The sequence below is a fragment of the Mesorhizobium sp. CA10 genome (assembly GCF_020165285.1).
In the GTDB taxonomy this organism is placed as follows: domain Bacteria; phylum Pseudomonadota; class Alphaproteobacteria; order Rhizobiales; family Rhizobiaceae; genus Mesorhizobium.
In genome coordinates, this window is the sequence record NZ_JAIUHV010000011.1 from 188,072 (window position 1) to 210,726 (window position 22,655).

The 22,655-nt window shown below is 59.9% G+C and carries 18 protein-coding genes and 3 pseudogenes; 5 read left to right on the forward strand and 16 right to left on the reverse strand.

Translation table 11 applies throughout. The features are described 5' to 3' along the window. Positions 1-66: 66 nt before the first annotated feature. The 4 genes and pseudogenes from LB535_RS22430 to LB535_RS22445 all read right to left on the reverse strand — a co-directional run bounded on the left by LB535_RS22430 (position 67) and on the right by LB535_RS22445 (position 5,056). A complete protein-coding gene (locus LB535_RS22430) occupies positions 67-2,475 on the reverse strand; it encodes a PAS domain-containing protein (protein ID WP_224611186.1) in 2,409 nt (802 codons plus the stop codon). A 441-nt stretch (positions 2,476-2,916) separates the two neighbouring features. After that, entirely contained in the window at positions 2,917-3,444 is a 528-nt protein-coding gene (locus LB535_RS22435) for a beta-class carbonic anhydrase (protein ID WP_224530453.1), read from the reverse strand. Positions 3,445-3,752: 308 nt separating this feature from the next. Continuing rightward, positions 3,753-4,157: a hypothetical protein gene (locus tag LB535_RS22440; RefSeq protein WP_224633712.1), complete on the reverse strand. Its 405-nt coding sequence runs from the start codon at positions 4,155-4,157 to the stop codon at positions 3,753-3,755. A gap of 3 nt (positions 4,158-4,160) precedes the next feature. Further along, a pseudogene (locus LB535_RS22445) lies at positions 4,161-5,056 on the reverse strand (tyrosine-type recombinase/integrase). 193 nt (positions 5,057-5,249) lie between these two features. On the opposite strand from LB535_RS22445, the gene LB535_RS22450 reads away from it, so the two are divergent. Both LB535_RS22450 and LB535_RS22455 read left to right on the forward strand, forming a co-directional pair. Next, positions 5,250-5,882, forward strand: coding sequence for a tyrosine-type recombinase/integrase (locus tag LB535_RS22450; RefSeq protein WP_224611184.1), 633 nt, complete (start codon positions 5,250-5,252; stop codon positions 5,880-5,882). 544 nt (positions 5,883-6,426) lie between these two features. Next, on the forward strand, positions 6,427-7,455 hold the full coding sequence (locus tag LB535_RS22455; RefSeq protein WP_224633713.1) for a hypothetical protein: 1,029 nt from the start codon (positions 6,427-6,429) through the stop codon (positions 7,453-7,455). A 427-nt stretch (positions 7,456-7,882) separates the two neighbouring features. On the opposite strand, the gene LB535_RS22460 is transcribed toward LB535_RS22455, so the two are convergent. From LB535_RS22460 to LB535_RS22500, 9 genes and pseudogenes are all read right to left on the reverse strand, one after another. Continuing rightward, positions 7,883-8,881, reverse strand: coding sequence for an SIS domain-containing protein (locus LB535_RS22460; RefSeq protein WP_224611182.1), 999 nt, complete (start codon positions 8,879-8,881; stop codon positions 7,883-7,885). 17 nt (positions 8,882-8,898) lie between these two features. Then, a complete protein-coding gene (locus LB535_RS22465; protein WP_224611181.1) occupies positions 8,899-9,855 on the reverse strand; it encodes an N-acetylglucosamine kinase in 957 nt (318 codons plus the stop codon). Then, positions 9,852-10,958: an ABC transporter ATP-binding protein gene (locus LB535_RS22470; protein WP_224530434.1), complete on the reverse strand. Its 1,107-nt coding sequence runs from the start codon at positions 10,956-10,958 to the stop codon at positions 9,852-9,854. The genes LB535_RS22465 and LB535_RS22470 overlap by 4 nt, the downstream gene beginning before the upstream one ends. A gap of 14 nt (positions 10,959-10,972) precedes the next feature. Next, positions 10,973-11,821, reverse strand: coding sequence for a carbohydrate ABC transporter permease (locus tag LB535_RS22475; protein WP_224530431.1), 849 nt, complete (start codon positions 11,819-11,821; stop codon positions 10,973-10,975). Next, positions 11,818-12,705 (reverse strand): carbohydrate ABC transporter permease, encoded by an 888-nt coding sequence (locus LB535_RS22480; RefSeq protein WP_224530427.1) that lies wholly within the window; start codon positions 12,703-12,705, stop codon positions 11,818-11,820. Before LB535_RS22480 ends, LB535_RS22475 begins: the two co-directional genes overlap by 4 nt. A gap of 65 nt (positions 12,706-12,770) precedes the next feature. After that, positions 12,771-14,045 carry an ABC transporter substrate-binding protein gene (locus LB535_RS22485; RefSeq protein WP_224530424.1) on the reverse strand — a complete coding sequence of 425 codons (1,275 nt, stop codon included), beginning with the start codon at positions 14,043-14,045 and terminating at the stop codon, positions 12,771-12,773. Positions 14,046-14,181: 136 nt separating this feature from the next. Then, complete coding sequence (locus tag LB535_RS22490; RefSeq protein ID WP_224611180.1) at positions 14,182-15,327, reverse strand: ROK family transcriptional regulator; 1,146 nt, start codon at positions 15,325-15,327, stop codon at positions 14,182-14,184. A 1,128-nt stretch (positions 15,328-16,455) separates the two neighbouring features. Then, positions 16,456-17,458: pseudogene (locus LB535_RS22495) on the reverse strand (IS110 family transposase); the annotation flags it as partial. 186 nt (positions 17,459-17,644) lie between these two features. Then, positions 17,645-18,727 (reverse strand): annotated as a pseudogene (locus LB535_RS22500) (IS110 family transposase). A gap of 67 nt (positions 18,728-18,794) precedes the next feature. Here LB535_RS22500 and LB535_RS22505 point away from each other — a divergent pair. Next, the gene (locus LB535_RS22505) at positions 18,795-19,043 is read left to right on the forward strand and encodes a hypothetical protein (protein ID WP_224633714.1); all 249 of its coding nucleotides are present in this window, start codon (positions 18,795-18,797) and stop codon (positions 19,041-19,043) included. A gap of 60 nt (positions 19,044-19,103) precedes the next feature. On the opposite strand, the gene LB535_RS22510 is transcribed toward LB535_RS22505, so the two are convergent. From LB535_RS22510 to LB535_RS22520, 3 genes are read right to left on the reverse strand one after another with little or no spacing between them, the layout of a single operon-like run. Continuing rightward, complete coding sequence (locus LB535_RS22510; protein ID WP_224633715.1) at positions 19,104-19,583, reverse strand: hypothetical protein; 480 nt, start codon at positions 19,581-19,583, stop codon at positions 19,104-19,106. Continuing rightward, entirely contained in the window at positions 19,567-19,920 is a 354-nt protein-coding gene (locus tag LB535_RS22515; protein WP_224633716.1) for an STAS-like domain-containing protein, read from the reverse strand. Before LB535_RS22515 ends, LB535_RS22510 begins: the two co-directional genes overlap by 17 nt. Continuing rightward, the gene (locus LB535_RS22520) at positions 19,917-21,113 is read right to left on the reverse strand and encodes a hypothetical protein (RefSeq protein ID WP_224633717.1); all 1,197 of its coding nucleotides are present in this window, start codon (positions 21,111-21,113) and stop codon (positions 19,917-19,919) included. The genes LB535_RS22515 and LB535_RS22520 overlap by 4 nt, the downstream gene beginning before the upstream one ends. A gap of 177 nt (positions 21,114-21,290) precedes the next feature. Between LB535_RS22520 and LB535_RS22525 the strand changes: the two genes are divergently transcribed. Then, positions 21,291-22,451 carry a hypothetical protein gene (locus LB535_RS22525; protein ID WP_224633718.1) on the forward strand — a complete coding sequence of 387 codons (1,161 nt, stop codon included), beginning with the start codon at positions 21,291-21,293 and terminating at the stop codon, positions 22,449-22,451. Continuing rightward, the gene (locus LB535_RS22530) at positions 22,421-22,648 is read left to right on the forward strand and encodes a hypothetical protein (RefSeq protein ID WP_224633719.1); all 228 of its coding nucleotides are present in this window, start codon (positions 22,421-22,423) and stop codon (positions 22,646-22,648) included. The genes LB535_RS22525 and LB535_RS22530 overlap by 31 nt, the downstream gene beginning before the upstream one ends. The last annotated feature ends 7 nt before the right edge of the window (positions 22,649-22,655 follow it).

The window sequence follows — 22,655 nt, forward strand, 5'->3', positions numbered from 1 at the left end:
TTCAGCAGATCAGGCAAAGACTCGCGCACAGACTCGTCATCGTCGATGATTGTCACGAGGGGGCGCTTAGGCATTGGGGCTTCCTTCGTGGGATGCCTTCGCACCTTGTGGCGTGTGCCCCGCGGGCTCGGTTGGAACAACCTGCACCGCAGGCTGCGGGATCGCGAACGAGAAGCTCGCCCCAGTGTCGGCGTTTCGGCTTGCCCAGATGCGGCCGCGGTGATGCTCGATGATTGACCGACTGACAGATAGACCGATGCCCATGCCGGTCGGCTTGGTCGTATAGAACGCGTCAAAGAGTCTATTGATACTCTCCGGGTCGATACCTACGCCGTTGTCCTTTACCGTCAGTTTCACTTGACCGTCTTCGTCCATTCCCGTGCTGAGTGTGACGCGCCTCGGTAGATCCTCGATCTCGCTCACAGCATCAGCCGCGTTAAGAAGAAGGTTCAACACGACCTGCTGAAGCTGCACACGGTCGCCAACGATCTTCGGCAGGTCAGGCGCGAGATCAACCTCGAGGTCCACCCGTCCTCGCCGCAACTCTATGGTCGTCAGGGCGAGCAAATCTCGCACAGCCTCGTTGAGGTCGACTGACTCGGTGGTCTCACTTTTTTTGCTGAACAAGGCGCGCAGCTTGCTGACGACTTCGGCGGCGCGATTGCCATCGCGAATTGTGCGCCGCGCGGTTTCGCGCGCGCCCTCGATGTCTGGCGGATTGGACGCGAGCATGCGCAGTCCGGTGCTGGCGTTAGTAATGATACCCGAAAGCGGCTGGTTAACTTCATGAGCGATCGACGCCGTCATCGCCCCAAGGGTGCTGACCCTCGAGACGTACGCCAATTCTGTGCGCAGCTCGTTGACAGCCTCCTCGGCCAATCTCCGCTCTGTAATGTCCTGCATGGTGCCAACGAAGATCTTCTGCCCGTCAACTTGAGTGTCCGGGCGCGATTCTGTGCGCAGGTATTTGACGCGGCCGTCGGGCATGCGGAGTCGAATGTCGTAATCGTGATCCACAATACCGGCCTGCGCCTCTGCAAGCTTAGTCGTCAGCAGCGGGATGTCGTCGGGATGGACCCGGGTGGCGATCTGCTCAACCGTAATCGGCACGCTCGAATCGAGCTCGAAAATCCGGTAGAGTTCTTCCGAAAAGAACGTGATCTCCCTTGTCGCTAAGATCCACACGAAACTTCCGGTGGAGCTCACGCGCTGCGCATGCGCGAGCGAGGCTTCGCTTTTCACCAACTCGTCTTCGGCGCGTTTGCGATCCTCGATGTCAGTATTGATGCCGTACCACCTGACGACGGCTCCGGTTTCGTCGCGTAGTGGGCTCGCTCGGAAGATGAACCACCTGTATTTGGCGTCGGCACCGCATAGCCGCGTCTCGCACTCGGCGCTCGAGCCGGTCTCCCGGGCTTTCTCCCATGCGGCACCCAATCGCTGCAAATCCTCTGGATGCACTCCCGACGTCCAGCCCCAGTCCGCTAAGTCGTCGAGCGATCGCCCAACATAGTCGAGATAGTGCTGATTGAAGAAGTCGGCCGCGCCGTCTGGATGTGCTGACCAGGCCAATGCCGGGATGGCATCGACGGTGACTTGCAGGTTGCGCTCGCTGGCCGCGAGGGCTTGCTCAGCATGCTTGCGATCGTCGATGTCATTCATCAGGCAGTACCAGCGGATGATGCGTCCATCGGCATCTTTGGCTGGGAGACCACGGACCTGGAACCAGCGATACGCCCCGTCGAAGCGCCGCAGTCGCGTTTCCGTGTCGATCGGACGTCCTGAATGGAAAGATCCCCTCAGGACTTCGACGTGGTGTTCGACATCGGCGGGATGGACCGTGCCGTTCGTCGGCCAATTCGAAAATTCCTCGAGCGTCTGGCCGAGATATTCAAGGAACTGAGCATTGACGTCTTCGGCGGCACCGCTCGGCGCGAAGGTGGCGATCAGGCCGGGGGTGGTGTTCACCACTAGCCGGAGTTGACCCTCGCTTTCGCGCAGCGCTAGCTCCGCCTTTTTCTGATCATCGATGTCGGTCAGCACCCCATACCAGCGGAGGATGCGGCCATCGGCGTCTCGCAACGGATTGTTGCGGACCTGGAACCATCGATAGACGCCATCGAACCGTCGTATCCGAGTTTCGAACCGGCTTTCTCGATCCAGGGTCATGAACGTTCGGAAGTACTTCAACGTCCCACCGAAGTCGTCGGGATGGACCATATCGGTCGTCGTCCATTGCTTCAGTATCTCAAGCGTGCGCCCGAGATATCCCAGAAGCCGTTTGTTTGCGTCCGTGATTCCGGTCTCTGGAGAGACTACGATAATGCCCGCTGGAAGGGTGTCGAGCGTCAGGCGCAGCTCACTTTCACTGGCCCGAAGCGCGTCCTCCGCAAACCGTCGCTTGGCCACTTCGCGATGGAGTGCTTCGTTAGCGCGAGCGAGCTCCGCCGTAAGTTGAGGTATGTCCATTTCCATTTGGCCGCCTGTCTCCCGTCGAAGCCTTCGGCCGCGTAGGATTCCAGGCTGCTCCTGGGCGGCAGTCGCCACAAATGCCGACCCCGGCATGACCGGCCAATTCGGTACACCCGCCAGCAGCGCTAGGCAACTTCAGGAAGCTCCCGCCTTGAGCAGACCAAATCAAATTACATTGGTGGCACTCGTCGCACGACCGTCGGTCGCTGGACCCGAGGTGCTCGAACACGGTATGGCCCAACCGGCACGGCAGAGTTAGCAGAGCGCAAGACTACTGCTTCCTCCGCGGGCCCGGCTCACCAACGACCGCTCTCACGCGGCGCTTGAACGGATCGGACGGCGGGGATGCGGCGCAAGTCAAATCCACACTAGCCGCGACCTGCGGCACCATTTACTCCACACTCGGACGGGATGGGCCCTCTCCACCACCGCTGGCGAATATATTCATTTCCGCTCTGACAACTCCTCGCTTTCCACCGTCACTTCCGTCAAACCACCGGTGTCGACATCAAAAATAAAGCCGCGCACGGGAACGTCTTTAGCAATCCATGGGTGCGACCTAATTTTCGTTATTTGCTCTTTCGTGTGGTTTTCAGGATCTTTATATGAGAAGAATCGCATAGGGGCCGGCGTTGCGTCGCCAGTCTGCGCGCTGAACTTTGTGTTCAAATCCTCGTCTGTAAAGCTCGTGAATCCACAGCCCGTGTGGTTGAGCAGCATAATCTCTGCTGAGCCCAGTACCCGGGTGGACACAATAAGTTCCCCCATCACATCATCTGTTACAGCCGGACCGCCAGTGCGAATTACGTCCATGTCGGCATTGTTCAAACCTAAGATTCCCTCTAGATCAGAGAGCCGCGGATCCATGCAGGTTACGACGGCAATCTTGGGCCGAGGGTGCGCCCCCAGCTTTGAATCATACCCCTGAGCATACCGCTCATTGGCCTCTAGAGCCTTATCGATGAGACTCATGATCTTCTCCTTGTTTAGCAATCCGCTTCAATTGCGGCAGTCATAGTCCGCTGGAGAGCTGCCGCTGTCGATGAGACCAAGGTGTCGGGTGGACCGACAAATTGCCGACTGAATGTCGGCCATTTCCGACCAACGGGCAGAAGCCAGGAAGCGGACATCGCCGGCCGACAACGACACAGGCCGAGTCGGCAGCAACTCCTCTTTCCTTTGGGCCGCTGAAGCGTACCGGCGGAGTTTTGGTGCCTTTTCACGGCTCGTACTTCGGCGCCACGTGAAGAACGTTCGAACTCACACGTGGGAATTCGAACTCACACGTAGAACTTGAACGGTTGGCGTTCCTCTCCCTTCGCCGAGCCCATCGTGAGGACGTCTCCAACAATCCGTGCGAATCGCACGGTGACGGGCAGGCCATCATTGAAGTTGCACGAGTTGTAGTTGATCTTGGTGAGACCCATAATGTCTCCCAAGACCGCGCGGATCTCGGACTTCTCGTTCTTGTTGCGCATCACTGTGATGTGCAGCGGATTGGGTGTTTCCGGCCCGATATAGGTGTCGAGCTGCGGTACGTAGCCCGTCGTCCAGAGATAGGCCGTCTGATCATCGAGCAGGAGGGCGGTCCCACGCAGCACAGGATAGTCGCCATCCCGAAAGAGCTTCGCAACTTCCGCCCGCCGTGCCCTTGCTGCGGCGGACGCATGATCGAGGTTGCGCACGGCTCAGCCATCGGGCGAGGTCTCTCCCGGTTTGAACAGCCCAAGCTTGTCAAGCGGGCTCGTGACCGTGCGCACCGTCCGGGTCGCGACCTTAGCGTAGAGGGCGGTGTTGTTAAGCTTGGCGTGCCCGAGCAGGACCTGAATGATACGGATGTCGGTGCCGTCCTCCAGCAGGTGGGTGGCGAAGCTGTGGCGCAGCGTGTGCGGCCCGACCCGCTTGGCCATGTCGGCGGCATGTGCCGCCTCGACGACGATGCGATAGGGCTGACGCGTGCTGATCGGCTTCATCGCGTGCTGCCCCGGGAACAGCCAGCCGTCGCGGTGCGTCACGCCCTGCTGCCGCCCAACCTTCCACCACTCATGCAGAAGCGTGAGCAGATCCTCCGACAGCATGGCGTTGCGATACCGCCCGCCCTTGCCGCGCTCGACGCGCAGCAGCATGCGCTCGCTGTCGACGTCGGCGACCTTCAGCATCGACACCTCCGCTACACGTAGGCCGGCGCCATAGGCGACCGAGAGCGCCGCCTGGTGCTTGAGGCAGGTGGTGGCGTTGAGCAGCCGGGCAACCTCATCGCGGCTCAGCACCACGGGCAGGTTACGCGGATGCGCAAGCCGGACGAGCCTGCGCGCCAGGTCTGGGCGGTCGAGCGTCTGGGTGAAGAAGAAGCGTAGCGCCGACACAATGCTGTTCATCGTCGGCACGGGGACGCCATCCTCCTGCTGCTCGATCTGGAACCGGCGCAGGTCGTCGGCGTCGCCGTGCCCGGTGAACGCCCGAGGAATGTCGCCGGGCGTCCGATGTTGCGCTGCTTCTCCCGCGAGAAACGCCGCATGTTCATGTCGTCGATCAGCCGCTGGCGCAGTGGGCTGATCGGTGCATCGAGAGCGGGGTGGGTCATGGTCAGGCTCCTTGTTGAAGAAGCCCGTCATGCTCTGCCGCTGCCGGACGACGCTCAATGCGAGCGCGACGCCCGGCCCGTAACCGCTACCTCAAGCGTAGGCGCCCTCCCGCGCAGCGGGTTCGTTCTCCGGCCCCAGAGCGGTGACCCGCACCGTTTCTCCTTCGGCCAATCAAGGCCGAGGAGAACTCAAATGGGCCATTCTCAGTTCGATGATGCTAGCCGCGAGCGCGCAGCTTGGAATACTGGAAAGAAGGTGGGAACCAAGCGTCCGCTCACGCAGAAACAGATCTGGGCCGTCCGCTTCTTCCTCGATCGCGAGCGCCGCATTCGTGACCGTGCGCTGTTCGATCTTGCGATCGACAGCAAGCTTCGCGGCTGCGACCTGGTCAAGATCAGGATTCGTGATCTGGTCGCGGGGCCGGAAATTAGGACCCGCGCGATAGTAGTTCAGCAAAAGACGGGCCGTCCAGTCCAGTTCGAGATTACCGGCGACGTGCGAGCCAGCCTTCTGGCTTGGCTTGAAAGGCGTGGCGGCAAGATCGACGACTATGCATTCCCGAGCCGGATCAATCACGCCCGCCACATGAGCACGAGGCAGTATGCCCGCTTGGTTGACGAGTGGGTGACGGCGATCGGTCTGCGTCCAGAGGAGTATGGCACCCACTCACTGCGTCGCACGAAGGCATCTATGATCTACAAGGCGACAGGAAATCTTCGAGCCATCCAAATCCTGCTTGGGCATTCCAAGCTCGAGAACACCGTTCGGTACCTTGGCGTAGATGTGGAAGACGCACTGCTCTTAGCAGAGCGAACTGAAATCTGACATTTGGGCGGTCACCCGATGCACCACGGATGACCGCTTCAGCCTCCCGGATACGTTCTTGTTCTGGCTGTCCCGGGGTGGATTGCTGACCGACCGCTTTTGGCCATCAGTATTGGGAAGCGGCCATTCAGGTGACCGTCGTACATCGACGGCAACAGCCCTATCGGCCGTACAAGCAATCCTAATCGCGCCAGAAACAGATGTTCTGCGGCGCCAAGCCAATGCGCACGCACTGCGCCACAGAATGGCAAGCGCGCCTCGTTTTGCACAACCGACGGTGGTCGCTTGCGGTACATGGGCGATGTACGGAAGTGTATCATGAAAAGAGTTGGTGAATCTGCCTCATGTTATGCTACAAGCCGTGCCCCTCTGACTGGAGAAAAGGAATGTGGGCGTACGTAGATGAGACAGGCAACACGCTGAATAACCTCTTCGACGAAGAGCAGCCGTTGTTTATCACCGCAGCCTTCATGACGAAGACAAATTTCGATCTCTTGCGAAGGCGAGCATCGCTGCCATTGCCAAGAAGGTTGGTACGAACGCCTTGCATGCGAACGTCCTCGGTGTAGCCAAGATCGAACAGATCGCGCCCGACCTCCTGAAGCTCCTGAAAAAGACGGACTGCCGCTTCTTCGTCTCCCGCGTCGAGAAGAAGTACCTCGCCGCCTGCAAGGTGATCGACGTCTATTTCGATCAGGGTGAGAACAAGGCGGTGCCGTGGTCGGCTTACTGGCTCCGCCATCTGCGCCTTCTGCTTACGTTCAAGATGGCGAGCTTCGTCATTACGCCGGAAATCGCGTCGATCGTTTGGGACTGCGTGACGGCCAAAAGTGAGTTTACCTCGAAGAAGCACTTCGTTCAGGGCGCAGAAGCTATGCTGGATAATGTTCAGTTCGTACCTGATGCCCGCAGCCGCGAGATCATCACTGACGCGCTTGAGTGGGCGATCGCCAATCCGGAGGAGTTCTCGACCCGTATGTCAGAGAAGGCTCGGCGGTATCAGCATTCGCCGAATTTCGTAGCGTTCACGAGCCTGCTGGAGGGTCTGCAGAATGCGTCGGAGCGTTGGAAGCGGCCTGTTCGCGAGATCGTCCACGACAAGCAGGCTGAGGTCGAAGAGGTGTTTGCGACCTGGCATGCGACCGTCTCCAAGCCCGAGCTTGCGAATACAGAGGGACTTTTATGGCCAGGCGAAAGCAAGCCGTTGATGGTCCAGAAGGTGACCGGGAGCACGTTCCGGACGGCCACTGAAGAGGAGAGTGCAGGTCTGCAGGTGGTCGATGTCGTTCTGTGGTGCTTCAAGCGCGTCTTTAGCGGAAAGGAAATCGGACAGGACACTGCAAAACTGGTGAACTGGGTTATGCAGCGCGCTTACCAGAACGATTTCTCGTTCGAAGGCGTCGGTAGGCAGGTTGAAGCCGAGCTCGGCAAAATTATGGATGCCGACATGCCTGAGGAGCAACTCGCTGAAGGGCGCAAGCTGTCGGCGGACATGGAAGCACAGCGTCAGGCTCTCGTCGCCGCTCACGCCATCGAGAAGGCAGGGAGGCGAACTGAGGGTGTGGTCACTTGACGGCAAATAGTTGTGGCCGGTCACCCGATTACGCCGACAGTCGGGCGTATCGGGAACGGCGGCTTTCGCGAAACCGTCGATGACCTTGGAACGACCGCAATGGGGTCGTCAGTCGAATGACCGCTTTACCGGATTCCTCGGCCAAAACCGGACTGTCGGCAAGCGGCCCCAGTCACGCCATCGAGGCGGCACTATGATCGCGGCTGCGACGACGATCAAGCCGCGGTCCGGATCTCCACGGCTTGCTTCCAATGTGTTGATGACCCTTGCCGACATTCCGGTGGCTCACCCGTAGGCGACCGGATTGCGCTCAGCATCGGTCGCTGCGCCTTGCACTAGACTGGCTGTGGTTCCTTTGATGCTTGCCCCGCCCTTTCGGGCGAAGGCAAAAAACAGTGGGTGCCTCGATCTCGTGAATTAACGAGAGTCAAGCCGCTTCAGGCACCTTGGTGTCGGACATGCGATAGCGAAACTTGGTGTCCGTGAGTCCGGCCGCATCCGAAAGCGTTGCTGCAAGAAGTTGGGCGATGATGATATCCACGATCGCCTGCGCTATCAGATTGTCGCATCGCGGCACCTTGATGACCGTCAAAAGCCTGCCGTCATCGATTCCCTCTGCCGTCGTGACGAGAAGCGCGGGGCAGCCGATGCTTTCCAGATATTGCGCCAATTCGACCTCGCGCCCCCCACCAAACAGAACCACCGCAGTGGTCTCGTCCATCGACTCCATCGGTCCATGCAGGTAGTGGCGGGTATCGTAGGCCGAGGCTGGGATCCGCGATGCCTCGCGAATCAAAAGCGAAGCCTCATCGGCCGTGCCGAGCGAGGCACCGGCGCCGACGCAGTCAATGGCGCGACGGGCAGACAACAGCTTCCCCAGTCGATCCATCTTCGCGGCCGCGGCGCTCAAAAGCTGGCCGACAAGGGACGGAATCTCAGCGAAGGCGTCATCACGCACGCCCATGAGTTTCTGCACTGCCATACCAGCGGCCAGCAACGTGGCGGTGTAGCCGGTGCTCGATGGTGTGGCATCAGAGCCGTTCGCCAGCCGTAAATGCAGGTTCGCTGCGCGCGCCAGGGGACTCTCGGGATTGTTGGTGATGGCCAGGCGGCGGGCCCCTGGCAGCTTTTCCAGCGCGGCGACCGTCTCGACGCTGCGGCCACGATGGGACAGGCCGATCAACGCATCACAAAGGTCGTTGCCTTTGGCCATGTCCACCGAGCGAATCGCGAATGCGCGTCGGTTGCGTGTCTGAAGCTCGGCTGCCACGACGACGGCCGCAGCATAGCTTGCGCCTATGCCGGTCACGCCGATGACCGTCCGATCCAAGGACGACATGTCTATCTCTGCTAGCTCGTCGCGCACGGCGGCATAAGTATCGGCAAGGGCTTCGGGCTGGCGAGCGATGGTGGAACGATAACTCACAGTTTTTCCTTTCTTGGTCACAAAAATACCGGTGCGGAGGCTATTCCGCGCGCGGAAGGTATCTCGATCAGGCAGCTGGCGAGACGACAGGCGCCCTCGACGGGTTGCCCGGTGAACAGATGCGGCGCTATGCGCCCTGCGGAAGCCTCGGCCAATCCTTCCGCGAAGGCATTCCACAACAGGGGCTGCCCCGCGATAACGCTACCTCCGGCCACCGCATGAACGGCACCCGCGCCGCGAACATCCAGTAGCGCGGCCATATGAGCGAGAGCCCGCCCACCTTCGCGGATGACGCCCGCGGCAAGGGCCGATCCCGCTTCCGCCGCCTGGAAGATTACTGCGGCATGGCTTCCCACTGCCGTCGCCGACCGCATTTCCGACAGAGAGCTGCCCAGACGCGGAAGCGAAGGAACCCGCAACGCGTCGAAAATTGCCTCGACCAGAGGCTCACCGCGGCCGCCGCCAGCATCGAAATGGTGTGCAACGGCGCGCACGGCCTCCCGCACAAGACCGGCGGCGCTGCCCTCATCACCGACGATCCAGCCCCACCCTCCGGCAACCAACATGCGATCGGGCGCGGGCCGACAAACCGCGATCGAACCTGTGCCAGCCACCACGCCGATCTGCCCGGTGAGGCCGAGCGCAAGGGGCATCAGCTCGGCGTCGTTGACCACTGCGACCGGGGTGTTGGTGCGCGTCGACAAGGCTGCATGAAACGCCTGGCATTCCGCCGCGTCGTCGCAGCCATGGGCGCCAATGCCTATCGCGCCAAGCGGAGTGCCCTCGGCCAGACCCGCCGCCAAATCCAGTAGCCGCTCGGCATCGCGATCCCAGTTGCGCACCCGCCAGTCGCCGGTCGGCAGCACCATGTCGCGTGCCGCGCCGCCTGCCGTGGATTTGACCCGCAGATGGGTCTTGGTGCCCCCAATATCGATTCCGACGATCACGGCAGTCTCATCCTTGGACCGGTTCATCCGCGAGATCCATTCCCACCCCGAATGCGTCGGCCGTCCGACGTGAAGACAAGTGCATGACGAAGGTCGGCTTTGGCCCGCAAGGTTCCGTTGATCGACGCGCTGCCCCGTGCAGCCCGCACGACCACCGGGGTTCCATCGCCCAAGTCCATGTGGACGTAGCTCTCCGAACCGACTTCCTCGACCAGCTTGACCTTGCCTTCCAGCTCAAGACCGCCTTCATCGGCGCGCTCAGGCACGGCCAAGAAATGCTCGGGGCGCAAGCCCAGTTCGACCCGGCCCGCGAGCTCAGGCACCGAAAGGGGAAGAATCACCTCAATCGAGTTGGTAACGGCAAGGCGCAAGCTGCCGGGTGCCGCGTCGACAACGCGGGCGGGCAGAAAGTTCATTTTGGGCGAGCCGATGAAACCAGCGACGAACCGGTTGTCCGGGTCGTCATAGAGGTCAAGCGGCTTGCCCGCCTGCTGGACTCGGCCGCCATTCATCACCACCATCCTGTCGGCCAGCGTCATGGCCTCCACCTGATCGTGCGTGACATAGATCATCGTCGTGCCGAGGCGCTTGTGCAGATCCATCAGTTCCGCGCGCATCTGCACGCGCAATTCGGCGTCGAGGTTGGACAGCGGTTCATCGAACAGGAACACCCGCGGTTCGCGGACGATAGCGCGGCCGATGGCGACGCGCTGCTTCTGGCCGCCCGACAGCTGCGCAGGCTTGCGCTCCAGAAGCGTGTCCAGGCGCAGAATCGCCGCCGCACGGCGTACCTTCGCTGCGATCTCGTCGCGCGGTCGATGGGCCATGCGCAAACCGAACGAAATATTCTGGAAGACCGTCATATGCGGGTAGAGCGCATAGGACTGGAACACCATCGCCGCGCCGCGCTGCGCGGGCTCCACATCGTTGATGATCTCGCCTTCGATCGAGATCGTGCCGGATGTCACCGTCTCCAGCCCGGAGATCATGCGCAGAAGCGTCGACTTTCCACAGCCCGAAGGCCCCACGAAAACCACGAACTCCCCGCGTTCTATCGAAAGGTTCACGTCCTCCAGGACACTGTGCGCGTCGAACGACTTCGAGACCGAGGAGATATCCAAAAATGCCATGGGTCGTTCTCCGCTCAGCCCTTGGTTCCTGACATCGCGATTCCTTCGACGATCTTGCGCTGGAAGATCAGGAAGAAGAGCAGCGGCGGGATTGCGGCAAGAAGATTCGCGGTCATCACCATGTCGACCGTCTGGTGCGACAGTGGCGAGTTGAACAGGCCCACCACCTGGCCCACCGTGTAAATTTCCGGCTTCGTCCCGACGATCAGGGGCCACATATAGTTTCCCCAGGTCTGCATGAAGGTGAGGATCGCCAGGGTGACGAGGGCATTGCGGCACAAGGGCAACGCGACGTGCCAATAGATCTGAACATGGCTGGCGCCGTCGAGCCGCGCCGCTTCGATCATGTCCTTGGGGACGGCGCGCATGAACTGCACAAGCATGAACAAGCCGAATGCCGAGGCAAGGCCAGGTACCACCAGACCCCGCATCGTGTTCAGCCATCCGAGCTGCGAGGTCAGCAGATAGGTCGGGATGATTGTGACCGCGGTCGGCACCATAAGCGACAGCATGACGACGCCGAACAAAAGGCCGCGCCCCGGAAATTCGAACAACGCAAACTCGAACGCGGCCAACGAGCCGATAAGCAGCACGCCCGCAATCGTCAGCAGCGCGTATAACAGCGAGATGCAATAGGCGTGGAGGTAGTCCGTCTCGGTGAAAATCAGCCTTATCTTCTCGACGCCGGCCGGAATCGAGGTCGGCCACAGGCGCGGATTGATCGATACCGGCTCGCCCGGCAGGGCAAAGACCACATTGATCATCCACCAGATCGGAAATAGCGCTATGGCAGTCACGACCAGGGCGAGCGCCCATTTCAAAACGGTCCAGACCGAGATGTGGCGGTTGAACAGAGCGGTCATGCCCACCCCTTCAAGCGGCGCAGACCGAACATGGCGGCCGTCACCAAGACAATGGCGAGGGTCAGCAGGAAACCGTAGGCCGCGGCTTCGCCAAAGCGAACGCCCCCGAAAGCGCGGCCCATCATGTCCATCACCGGAAAGAGCAGCGCGTTGCGACGCCCGCCATAGCTGGTGAAGGACGATCCCGTCAGCAGCCACGGCTTGTCGAAGACCTGCATGGCTGAGATCAGGCCGTAGGTCACGACGAAGAACAGCACCGGTCTCAGCATCGGAATGGTGATGTGGACGATCTGTTGGCGTTTGTTGGCACCGTCGAGGCGTGCGGCCTCGTAGAGCTCGGCTGGGATTTCCTTTAGTCCGGCCAGGATGATGACCATATTGAAGCCCGCCGATACCCAAACATCCACGGCAATCAGGGCGTAAAGCATGGTGCTGGTGTCATTGAGGAAGTTGACTGATTGCCCGCCAAACCAGCCGACGATCATGTTGAGCAGCCCGAAGTTCGGCGCATAGATCCAGCGCCAGATAGTGGCGGCCAAGAACGCTGGCAGCACCACCGGCATGAAAAAGGCGTTGCGGAAGAAATTGGCCCAGCGTCCGACGAAACTGTCCACCAGAAGCGCAAGGCCTAGCGCCACCAAAACGCCCAGCGGGACGGTGATGGCGACATAGGTCAGGAGGTTGCGCATCGCCGTTGCGAAATCGCGTGAGAGTACGATCTTCTGGTAGTTGGCGAAGCCGAGATACTCCGGCTTCGCCACCCCGTTCCAGGCGTGAAAACTGTAGTAGAGGCCGCTGAGGATCGGATAAAGGAAGAACACCGCAAATAGGATCATGAATGGCGCGATCATGAGGTAGTGCGGCAGGAGGCGGCGAAGGGACATGGGCGCTCCGTTTGAGCCTGCAGCCGGACCGATCCAGCCGCAGGCGCTTTACGCGTGAGGCGCTTTTACTGGGCCAGACAGTCGTTCAACTGCGAGACCAGCTCTTTCGCGCCCTCCTCCGGAGTGTACTGGCCGTCCGCCGTGGCGGAGGCCATGTCGATCACCTCCGAGTTGTAGCAGCTCGGGACCGAGCCGACGAAATAGGGCGCCGCCACATCCATCGCGCCGTGGGCGGCATCGACCGAAACTTTGATCAGCGGGAGTGCCGCGACCTCTGGATCGGCCATTGCGGCCGCGTTGGCGTTATAGCGTGACAGAAGCTTCGCCCAGCGGGCCATCTGCGCCTTCTCCGTGAGATAGGCGGCGAATTCAAAAGCTAGGTCCGCGTGAGGGCCTGGTGCGACGCCGACCATCTCGTAGCTGCGGATGCCGCCGGTCTTGCCAGGTTCGTCACCAGGAATCAGCGTGAAGTCGTATTTAAGCCCGCTGGCCTTGGCTGCCTGCTCATAAGTCGGGTTTACCCACGGCCCGACGGTATGAAACGCGATTTGGTTCGAGATGAACAGGTCCTTCGTAGCCTGGTCGTTGCGGCTGGTTCCGCTGCTGAGCGGCTTCATGTCGACAAATTTCTTCAAGACCTTGGCCATGATCGCCGGATCTATCTTGGTCTTCTTGTTCGCCCAGTCAAATCCCCAGCTCTCTGTTGAACCTGAAGTCGCATAGATTTCGGCGATCGAATTGAAGACCAGCGTTTCGTCCGGAATGGCATACATTCCAGCATCCTTGACTTTTTTCATCTGGGCGAACCATTCGTCCCAGGTAGCCGGAGGCTTGCTCGTGTCGACGCCAGCTTTTTCCAAGACCGTCAGGTTGCGAAACAACAGAGAACCGAAGCCCGTATAAGGAAGGCAGTAAAGCTCGTCCGGCTTTGGCATGCAGCCCTTCAACGCATCCCGATCGAATTGAGCCCGGAAGCTCTCGGGCATAGCCATCCATTTCGAATAGATGTTCTCCAGGGCATGCACTTCTACCAGCTGAGCGCCCACCGACTGAGCGTTCATGAACACATCCGGCAAGTTTCCGCTCGCGGCACCGGCGACCTGGCCCGCCGTCAGATCGTCGTCGCCCTTGGCGACGATATTGATTGTCACACCGGGATGCCTGGCAGTGAATTCCTTGATGAACTCCTGCTGGAGCGCCAGTGCCTCGCCTTCCCCAAAGTCGGAATAGACCCAGTACTGAAGCGTAACGTCCTCCGCCGCCGCTCCACCGGCGGTTCCGATCGCGGCCAGCGCCGCCAGTCCGGCAAGGCCGAACCGAAATTTGCTCAGCGTGCTCAATGTTTCCTCCCGTTGATGCCTCACAACTGCAAAACGGACAGTCCCTGCTTTGTTAGGCACCTTAACTAACAAAAAAGGAAGAGCCGCCGTCAAGCCTTTTATTGCGACAGCGCGAATGAAATAGCGGCCGTGTTGGCTATTCGCCCAGGACCAGAGGCAAGGCGGTCTCGATGGCTAGGCGTTCGATGCCCAGAACCGTCGCGTCTGCGGCCAGATGCGTGCTGCGGATTTCGACCGGGTAGGAAAGGCGGTTCGCCGTTTCGCGCACCTCCGGCAAGAGAAGGGGCGACGCTCCAAGGCCGCCACCCAGGACCACCAGACCGGGATCGACCACGCTGACGCAGGCGGCGACCAGCGCCCCTATATCCGAGGCGTGGCGGGCAACGTGACGCTGTGCGTCCGGGTGGCCCGCTTCGGCAAGCTTGAGCAATTCCTCGGTGTCTCGCGGAGACGGTCCAGCCGCTGTGGTCCAGTCCGACTGTACGCGCGAGATGAAGGCCTGGGTACCGAGATAGTGCTCGACCTCGCCCGGCAGCGGCTCCGCGCCCGGTGCAAAAGGGAAACTCAGATGGCCGATCTCCCCTGCGGCGCCATTGCGCCCCCGTATCAGTTGATCGTTCAGGATGAGGCCCATGCCGATCTTCAATCCGATCTGCACATAGGCAAAGTTGGCAATGCCGCGCGCAGCCCCATAATGCTGCTCGGCCACTGCGGCACAGTTGACGTTGTTTTCTAAGACGAGCGCTACACCGGCGGGAGGGTTGAATGCACGAAACACGACGTCTTGCCGGCTGGCCTCGACGTCGCCGTCCGGGCCCACGACACGCGTAGGCACCGCGAGCCCGAGCGCGCGCAGCGGTCCCCAATTTCGTTTGGTCGAAGCCCGAATGGCAGTGAATTCGGATGCGACGGCGCGGCTGACCTCTTCGTTGATCGTCAGCTGGCTCTCAGGATAGCGCAGAATGCGGTTCGCCAGTTGCCTGCGGTCGAGCGTGGAGACACGAAGCCGCACATGTGTCGCACCTGCATCAACCGCGATGACATGCCCGGCACCAGGCCCGACTTTGTATTGGGCCGCGCTGCGCCCCAGTGGCCCCTTGATCGCGCCGACCATTTCGACGTAGCCGAGTCGCTCGAGTTCAGCAATCGCAGCCGACATTGTCGGCCGCGAGAGGCCAAGCGCCATTCCGATCTGCGGCCTGGTCGAAGGGCCGTCCTCCACCAGGCGTCGGAACACCGCTCGAGCGCTTCCTGTCAAGAACGGTCCGTTTTTGTCGGACACTGTTTGCTCCGAGGGATGGATCCTCGTCGTTTGATACGAGTTTGCACGATTCAAATCGAGTGGGGTGCTCATTTGGCACATTCGTACTTGATGCAATCGATCATCTCGGAGCCATCTTCTGAGATTAATTTTCTTAGAACCTCACAGACAGGCTCGGCAATCCTCTCTGCCAACGCGGGTACAGGGGCTAGATGCCGAACTGCGGAATGGTATTGGACTGACGCCCTGTGCCTCGTTGGCCCTTCAGTTTCAATACAGAACTTCAATGCGAGAACGGTTGGATCGGGACGAGAGTGGCCTGACCGCTATCGGCCCCATTGTGGAGATTTGGAGAGCAAGCGGCGGCGGTGCCATTTGGGTCGTGCTGACATCCACAACCCTTGAGCGATCGCAGTCCGCGAGTTAAATCGACATGCCTCGCAACGTGCAAATTCCCAAGCAAGCCAAATTACTTGGTGTAAAACCACACATTGCATAAAGCACTCACAATGTGCGGAAACCGAGTAAAATCGTAGGAAAAACAACCAACCGACCGCAGCACAATGTGCACCCTTTTATCTTGCCATCCTAATCGGTTGCGCTTCAGGTGATCTTTTCGACATCGTCGTTCCTCTCCTTTTGTGCGATAATATACGGATTTATTCTCTATGATACGATATCGCGTTCTGGCGTCGATTTCCGATGCGCCGTGCAATCTTCCGCGCTCTGCGACGGGGTTAATCGGCTGCACGAAAGCAGCGCTCGAACCGTCGTGGCGCACTTTTCCATCGGACCGACGGAGCATCGTCACAGGCAATCGAGCGCGGTCCGGGCGTCTGTCGATCGGCGCGGCCGCAGGCAATGTGTGGCCCGCCCCGTCTGCAAGCGGAATGTTTTGAGTGGAACAACCGGTCTGCATCAATGTATCCGGCCTCGACGCTTCAGGCGTCCTGCCAAGATGGAGATTCGCGCGCCCGGCTCCTAACAAGATACACGACCTCGAAAGGGCCGCTGCCTGCCGACAGGTTTGCCTAACGCCGATCAACCGTTGGGCCATCTCTGTGTACATCCTCCCGCAGACTTCATGCGGCCGAGCAGTTGCCGGGACGCGCCCGCTCGACCAAACTCGTTACCCTTGGAGGCCATCACGGCTTCATAGGGGCGCTGGTTTGACATCACGGCCCAGGCGATCCGGGCCAGCTTGTTGGCGAGCGCAACGACCACCACGTTGCGTTTGGCGCGCTGCAGTAGCGCTTGCAGCCAGGCGCCGAGCTGGGTGTCCATTTGCGCCAGATATGGCAGTGCCGCTCGCGCGCCATGGATCAACAGCACGCGCATGTAGGTGCTCCCGCGCTTGCTTATCCCCGCCAGCCGCGGCTTGCCGCCGGTCGTGATCTGACGTGGAACAAGCCCCAGCCAGGCAGCGAAGTCACGCCCCTTGGCAAACGCCGACACGTCGCCGACCGCTGCGGCCAGCGCCGTTGCGTTGAGAGCGCCAATGCCTGGCACGCTGCGCAGGAGACGGGCTCGTTCATCGCTTTTGGCGAGCGCTTCAAACTCCTGGTCGAGCTGCTTGATCCGATGATCGAGCGCGTGCAGTTCATCGACCATCTCGTGAACGAGTTGCTGCATCCTGGCGGTCAGGGTCGTGTTGTTCGGCAGGTTCTCGCGCAGCCACAGGTTCAGCTTTGGGCGCCCCTTGGCGATGACGATGCCGCGATCGAACAGCACACCGCGCAGTTGATTGATCAGGGCCGTCCGGGTGCCGACCAGTCGCTCGCGCGCACGGTGCAAAGTCTGCACATCGAGTTGCTCTTCCGACTTGACCGGTACGAAGCGCATGGTCGGTCGTGTCGCCGCCTCGGCGATTGCCTCGGCATCGCGATCGTCGTTCTTGTGCGACTTCACGTACGGTTTCACATACTCCGCGGCATCAGCCGGACATCGTATCCGAGCGAGGCAAACTGACGAGCGAGGTGATGAGCGCCGCAGCACGCCTCCATGCCAATGATGCAGCGCGGTTGCCTTTGGACGAATGCAGCAAGGGATAGCCGGCGCATCCGACGGCGCAAAACAACCGCTCCTTCGCGGTAAGGCCGACCAGGCTGCAGAGCGTCTTTCCAAGATCGATTCCGAGTACGGCGATATTCATCTTCTATCCTCCTTCTGACACGGACTGACAGTTTGTCCGGAACCGGAGGGGCGGGCCATCCCATAAGATAACGTGCGTTCCGTCGTTCCTGGTCTGCATCGGTCCTCATCGGCCGGGGCGGATCCCTTGTGTCAGATGGCGCCGTCAGCGTGCCGGCGCCATGCGTTTGAACTGCCGTCTCACCGTTCATCGATGCGCTCCGAGCAGCCGCCGATCCTTGAGATGAGCGCGCTGGGCAGCATCGTTTCGGCTCGCCGCCGGATCGCCGACGTAGAACGTGCCGTCGTTCCACATGGCATGCATGATCACCGCCAGCTTGCGAGCCACGGCGACACAGGCCTTGCGGTGGCAGGAGCGTTTGGCGATCGCCTGGCCCCAGCTCTTGACCTTGTCTCTGCCCTTGAAGCGCGTCATCAACCCCGACGCCGCCTCGTAGAGCGACCGGCGCACGTCCGCGTCGCCGGCCTTCGAGATGCGGCCCTGAACGTGCATCGAGGTGCCCGACTGCCAGCGCCGCGAGGTCAGCCCGAAGTAGGCCGCGACGTCGCGTGAGCGGCGAAAGCGTGACGGATCGTCGATCGCCGTCATGAACGAAGGTGCTGTCACCGGGCCGACTCCGGGGATTGCCATGAAGCGTCGGCACAGTTCGCTGCGTGCCACCATCTTGACGACGAGATCGTGCAGCCGGCAATACTGCCTCCACAGCGCAGCGCGCGCCGACAGCATGGCGTCCATCAGCTCGGACGACAGTGGATCGTCCGCCACCGCGGTGCGCACCGCCTGCTCGAAAGCTCCTCGCCCACCTTGCCCAAGCGGATGCCGAACGCCTTCAGTGAATGGCGTATGGCGTTCTCCAGGTCGAGGAACTTGGCCTTCAGATTGCGGCGATGCGTCAACAGAAGCTTCGTCCGGTGGCAGCTTTGCGACTTAATATGGGCCTGCCGAAACCAGCCGGTGCGCATGATATGGGCGATGCCGAGCGCATCGGCCTTGTCAGTCTTGTTGCGTTGCGCCGACAGAGCGGCGCGCACGTGCTGCGTCTCCAGGCAGACGGCAGGCAGGCCGAGTTTCTTGAGCTCGGGATGCAGCCAGGGCGACAGCGAGCCGGCCTCGTGGCCGACGCGGCGCAGGCGCGGCAGAAACGGCTTCCGCACTGCAAACAGCGCATCGGGATCTGTCACCGCCGTCGTCTCAAGATGCACAGCGCCGTGATCGTCGACGACGCACACCGCTGTCTCGTCCATCGCTACGTCCGCAAAAGAATTCCATCGTTCGCCTGCGTTGCTTCACAGGCGCACAGGGCGCGGATGCCCGGATCCTGCCTGGGATGCCAGGCGTGGTGATACCGTTCGGCTTTGATTTTACCGTGTTCACCGAAGCGACAGGCTTTGCGACGGATGACCTTTTCCAAGGGGTGCTCAGCTTCGACTACGAATACCGCTTCATTAGGGGGCGCCCAGATCCGACGAACGCGCTCCACGCACAACTCCTAAGCTTTATGGCAATAGCTCCGACCGCACGCGTTGAAGGCGAAGGAACTTTTTCGATCAGGACCAAGCCCTTCGACACACAAGCCGGAATCTAATCACAGCAACCCTGCAGTCTTAATCAGCGCCCGACATCCCTCGTGCGAGATCAACGCGCGTCAGCGGCTGACGAACGGAAAGTGGAAGGCCTTCCGTTCATAGTTGACTTCCCGAAACGCGATCTTGAGCTTGGCTGCCGTAGACCTGATCTCCATCACCCGATCAGGATCCGGCGGGCGGTCCTTCACATCAAAGTTGTCGCCAGTGGTCGCCAGCCTAAAATTCAAGAATGGGGAATTCACTCGCGTACGCGAGTTCCCGACCCGCTCCGTGACGAAATTCGCGAAGACGTTGATGTCATGGAGCAAGCAGACGGTATATCCAACGTCAGCCGACACAGGATCGCCTGGCGCCATCCACACGGAGGACGCTTTCTCTGCGCATTCGGCGGTCATTTTCTCCAGCTCGGCCAGCGTAGCGTCGATCGTCTGCGTGTTCGACGTGAAGCGCTGTTGAATGGCTAAGCCAGCCAACCCGATCAAGCCGGACGAAATGCCACCAAGGATCGAGATTACAAAAGTCTCAACCCCGTCCGCCATTGGCTGCTTTTCTGACGTGCAAATCGATGTCTGAAATGTACACGGCAAAATCAGGCGAGGCGCGTAGCTCGACCCGTCTTCCGAACTCCTCGGTCGTCATTTTTAGCTCCCGTACCAATCCACCAAACGCTTCCTCTAGAAAGGACGATGGGTAGCCACGCGTGCCATCCATTTCGATGATGACGCGGTCGTTCTTGGCCAAGGTCGGGATCAGCAATTCCTGACGAAACTTCTGCCCCGAGGCAGGCCCGTCCGTGTAGTAGCGCCCCCCAGGGGTTCTGGAAAAATCGCGAAGTATGTTGATCGTCTGCACCCGATTCCTCAGCGCCACGGTCATTTTGTTATACTCCACTCGATCAACGTTCCTCCCAGGGCAACCCTGTGGTTCGTCGTGGAAATCCTCCCTGTTAGGCTATCATATATAGCTTCACCAGTCCCGCTTATAATTCGCAGGTAACCCCGATGGTGATCGAGAATCCGCATCATGGTAGGAAGGCCATTGCCGCGGCCTTGTATCATCGTTCGCGTTCGCCCGTATTCCATCGCCGCCATTATCATTTGCGCGTCGTCGCTCTTCCCTCCTACGGAACTGGTGATGGTCGTCAAAATCCCACGCACCCCTTCCCAGATGGTGGCCCTGGGCAACGTATGCGGAATACCCACGCCCATGTCATACACTGCCGCTGTAAGTGACTTTGACGATCGGTCGTACGACCCTGACATGAACCACGTGCCTGCAGGAACGCCGAACCACACGTCCGGTTCCGAATAGGCGTGCTGCTTCGAGTTCTTCAACGCTTCAATCAGGCCGTCATATATGAAATTGTCCGCATGGATTGGCCCGGATATCTCAGCGAGGTGTTCGAGCAGGTCGTCGCATTTCGCGCCGACCACGTCGGTGTCCGTTCGGTACTTGAGCATCTGCAGTTGTGGATGCTGAGGCTGCGCACGAACCACGGGCATGTCTGGAGTTTCAAGGAAATCGAATAGCCCAAGGCTCCGGAATAGCGCATCGATGCCAGGATCCCAGAGACTGTGCCGAATGATGCGAAGCTTCTTCCCGAGAAATTGCTGCCAGCGGTAAAGCTCGGCTGCCAAAACGAGCGCTGCGCTAGGCGAGGCATGTTTGAACGCCTCAAAGGCAACAGCTCTTGGGAGCTCGGTCGGTATTTTGTCCCGATAGATCTGATATCGCAGATGGGTAAAAAATGATGCGACTTGCTCGTAGTTCGCTCTCAGTGAGAAATTGGCAGGTGGCCTGATGTACAAAAACGGCTTGCGCCGGCTTCCTCTTTTGATTTCCATCTTTGGCGTCGGGACGTCCGCCGGCGGGCGGGGCAGTCTCGGTTTGGCGTCCGGAGCCTGCAACCCTGCACTCTTTGTTTCGAGGGGCGGCTGGGCGCCTGGCAGCCGTTCCCTTCTGCGCCGTTCCTCGTTGGCTGCCCGAAGGACGTGCCAAGTCCTCCAAGACTCGTTAGGTTTCTTCATTTGTACCGCTGCCTCCCCCTGCAGTGATGCGAGCGCGCTCATTGAAAAGTCAAGTATCCGGTCATCCAACCTCAAAATGTGGATAATTGGGGAAGGCGTGTTTTAGAATTGACTAAATCCTCTAGACTTGAAACCGCACTCTTTCGGCTTGGGGATGCACGTTTTGGGGAAGACCTATCGACATCGTTCCGACCGGCTGACGAGAGGCGCGGCGTCATAATGCTGATTTTCTCAAGGCGCACATTGCAGAAGTTGATCTACGCGGCTGCTCCGCACGTGCCTGCTGACCAACTTAGAAAACTGGCAACGAACGTCGATACCGCCAACAGAAATGGCATTCCGGAGGTCTGGGAGCTCTATCTTTTCGTTGGCCATCTCCTGGCCCACAACGCCAAGCACGAAACCGTCCTTCCGGATGGCAAAAAGCCAGATATTTTCCTTCCTGACCAATCTATTTACATTGATGTAAAGGCTGTCTCTGACGATCACTCGCACGACCTCTACCCAGTCCATTTTTTCATGAATGCACTAAGCCAACAAATCGTTCGCCGGCTGGCCGTGCTTGGTGACTTCACCGTCAAATTCGGGTCGCGCAAAGCTAAGATCGACGGCGACTATGTGCATGTACCTGTTCTTCCTCCCAAGAACGACATTTCGAAAGTGACAAAGACCATCGCCCACGATTTGCTTAGGATCGGTGGTGATTTCACCTCTCCGTTCACCCACGCGGTATCCTTTGATGGTGTGACAACCACAGTCACCTTCGAGCCACCTCGATACAAGGATATGCCGCTGGTCGGCTCGAACTTCCCGTCTTTCACCACGCATCGACGGCATGACCGCGACGTAGATTCTGTGGCCAAGAGCGCACTGGACAAAGGCAGCACCCAGCTCGCTTCCGCGCCGGCCGGCTCGATCAGAGGGGTTTACCTTTGCGACGGAGGATCGGATCTCTGGACGAAAGGCTCGGCCTATAAAACCTTCCCGATCCACGACATCGCGAAGCGCTACATGACAAAGAGCGCCAAGCTCGATTTCATCGTCCTATTCACGGTTCAGAAAGACGATCGCCCAAGGCACCCCACCGGGTCAGGGTTTGTACTGCCGCCTCATTCCCTGCGTCTGGACAGGGACCCTGGCTATACCGTCAGCTACAGCGTAATCGCTAGGGCTAAGCCAACTCAACATCTGGTCGAAATTCTTGTCCGCGAGGCGCTAGCTCGATCGGACCCTCCACAACAGAACATCGAATCCGCCTATTCAAATCGAATGAGAACAGGCAACAATTCAGGCTTTCGGGGTGCAATGACGATCTTCGGAAACGACAAAATAAGGATACCCGCGCGCTCGTGGCCCAGATCCTCGCTGATGTTGCTGTGACGGAGATTCTGGATGGCAGAAAGAGCCGTCCTCCCAGGGTCTCTGAGATGTTTGCTCAGTTTGTTGCGGAAGGCAGAACAATAACAAAAATCGAATTCATCGATGGGCAGCCGGAAGACGATGACTGGGTCGATATTACTTTTGGACCGAGTGATCCCGCCGTCTCACCGCTTCGCGTAAGCCGCCAACCGCGTTGACATGGGA

Excerpts from the sequence above, each read along its gene's own strand:
- LB535_RS22430 (WP_224611186.1), bottom strand. The coding sequence starts at position 2,475 with ATGGAAATGGACATACCTCAACTTACGGCGGAGCTCGCTCGCGCTAAC.
- LB535_RS22435 (WP_224530453.1), bottom strand. The coding sequence starts at position 3,444 with ATGAGTCTCATCGATAAGGCTCTAGAGGCCAATGAGCGGTATGCTCAG.
- LB535_RS22450 (WP_224611184.1), top strand. The coding sequence starts at position 5,250 with ATGGGCCATTCTCAGTTCGATGATGCTAGCCGCGAGCGCGCAGCTTGG.
- LB535_RS22465 (WP_224611181.1), bottom strand. The coding sequence starts at position 9,855 with ATGAACCGGTCCAAGGATGAGACTGCCGTGATCGTCGGAATCGATATT.
- LB535_RS22470 (WP_224530434.1), bottom strand. The coding sequence starts at position 10,958 with ATGGCATTTTTGGATATCTCCTCGGTCTCGAAGTCGTTCGACGCGCAC.
- LB535_RS22475 (WP_224530431.1), bottom strand. The coding sequence starts at position 11,821 with ATGACCGCTCTGTTCAACCGCCACATCTCGGTCTGGACCGTTTTGAAA.
- LB535_RS22480 (WP_224530427.1), bottom strand. The coding sequence starts at position 12,705 with ATGTCCCTTCGCCGCCTCCTGCCGCACTACCTCATGATCGCGCCATTC.
- LB535_RS22510 (WP_224633715.1), bottom strand. The coding sequence starts at position 19,583 with ATGGCGGACGGGGTTGAGACTTTTGTAATCTCGATCCTTGGTGGCATT.
- LB535_RS22515 (WP_224633716.1), bottom strand. The coding sequence starts at position 19,920 with ATGACCGTGGCGCTGAGGAATCGGGTGCAGACGATCAACATACTTCGC.
- LB535_RS22520 (WP_224633717.1), bottom strand. The coding sequence starts at position 21,113 with ATGAGCGCGCTCGCATCACTGCAGGGGGAGGCAGCGGTACAAATGAAG.
- LB535_RS22525 (WP_224633718.1), top strand. The coding sequence starts at position 21,291 with ATGCTGATTTTCTCAAGGCGCACATTGCAGAAGTTGATCTACGCGGCT.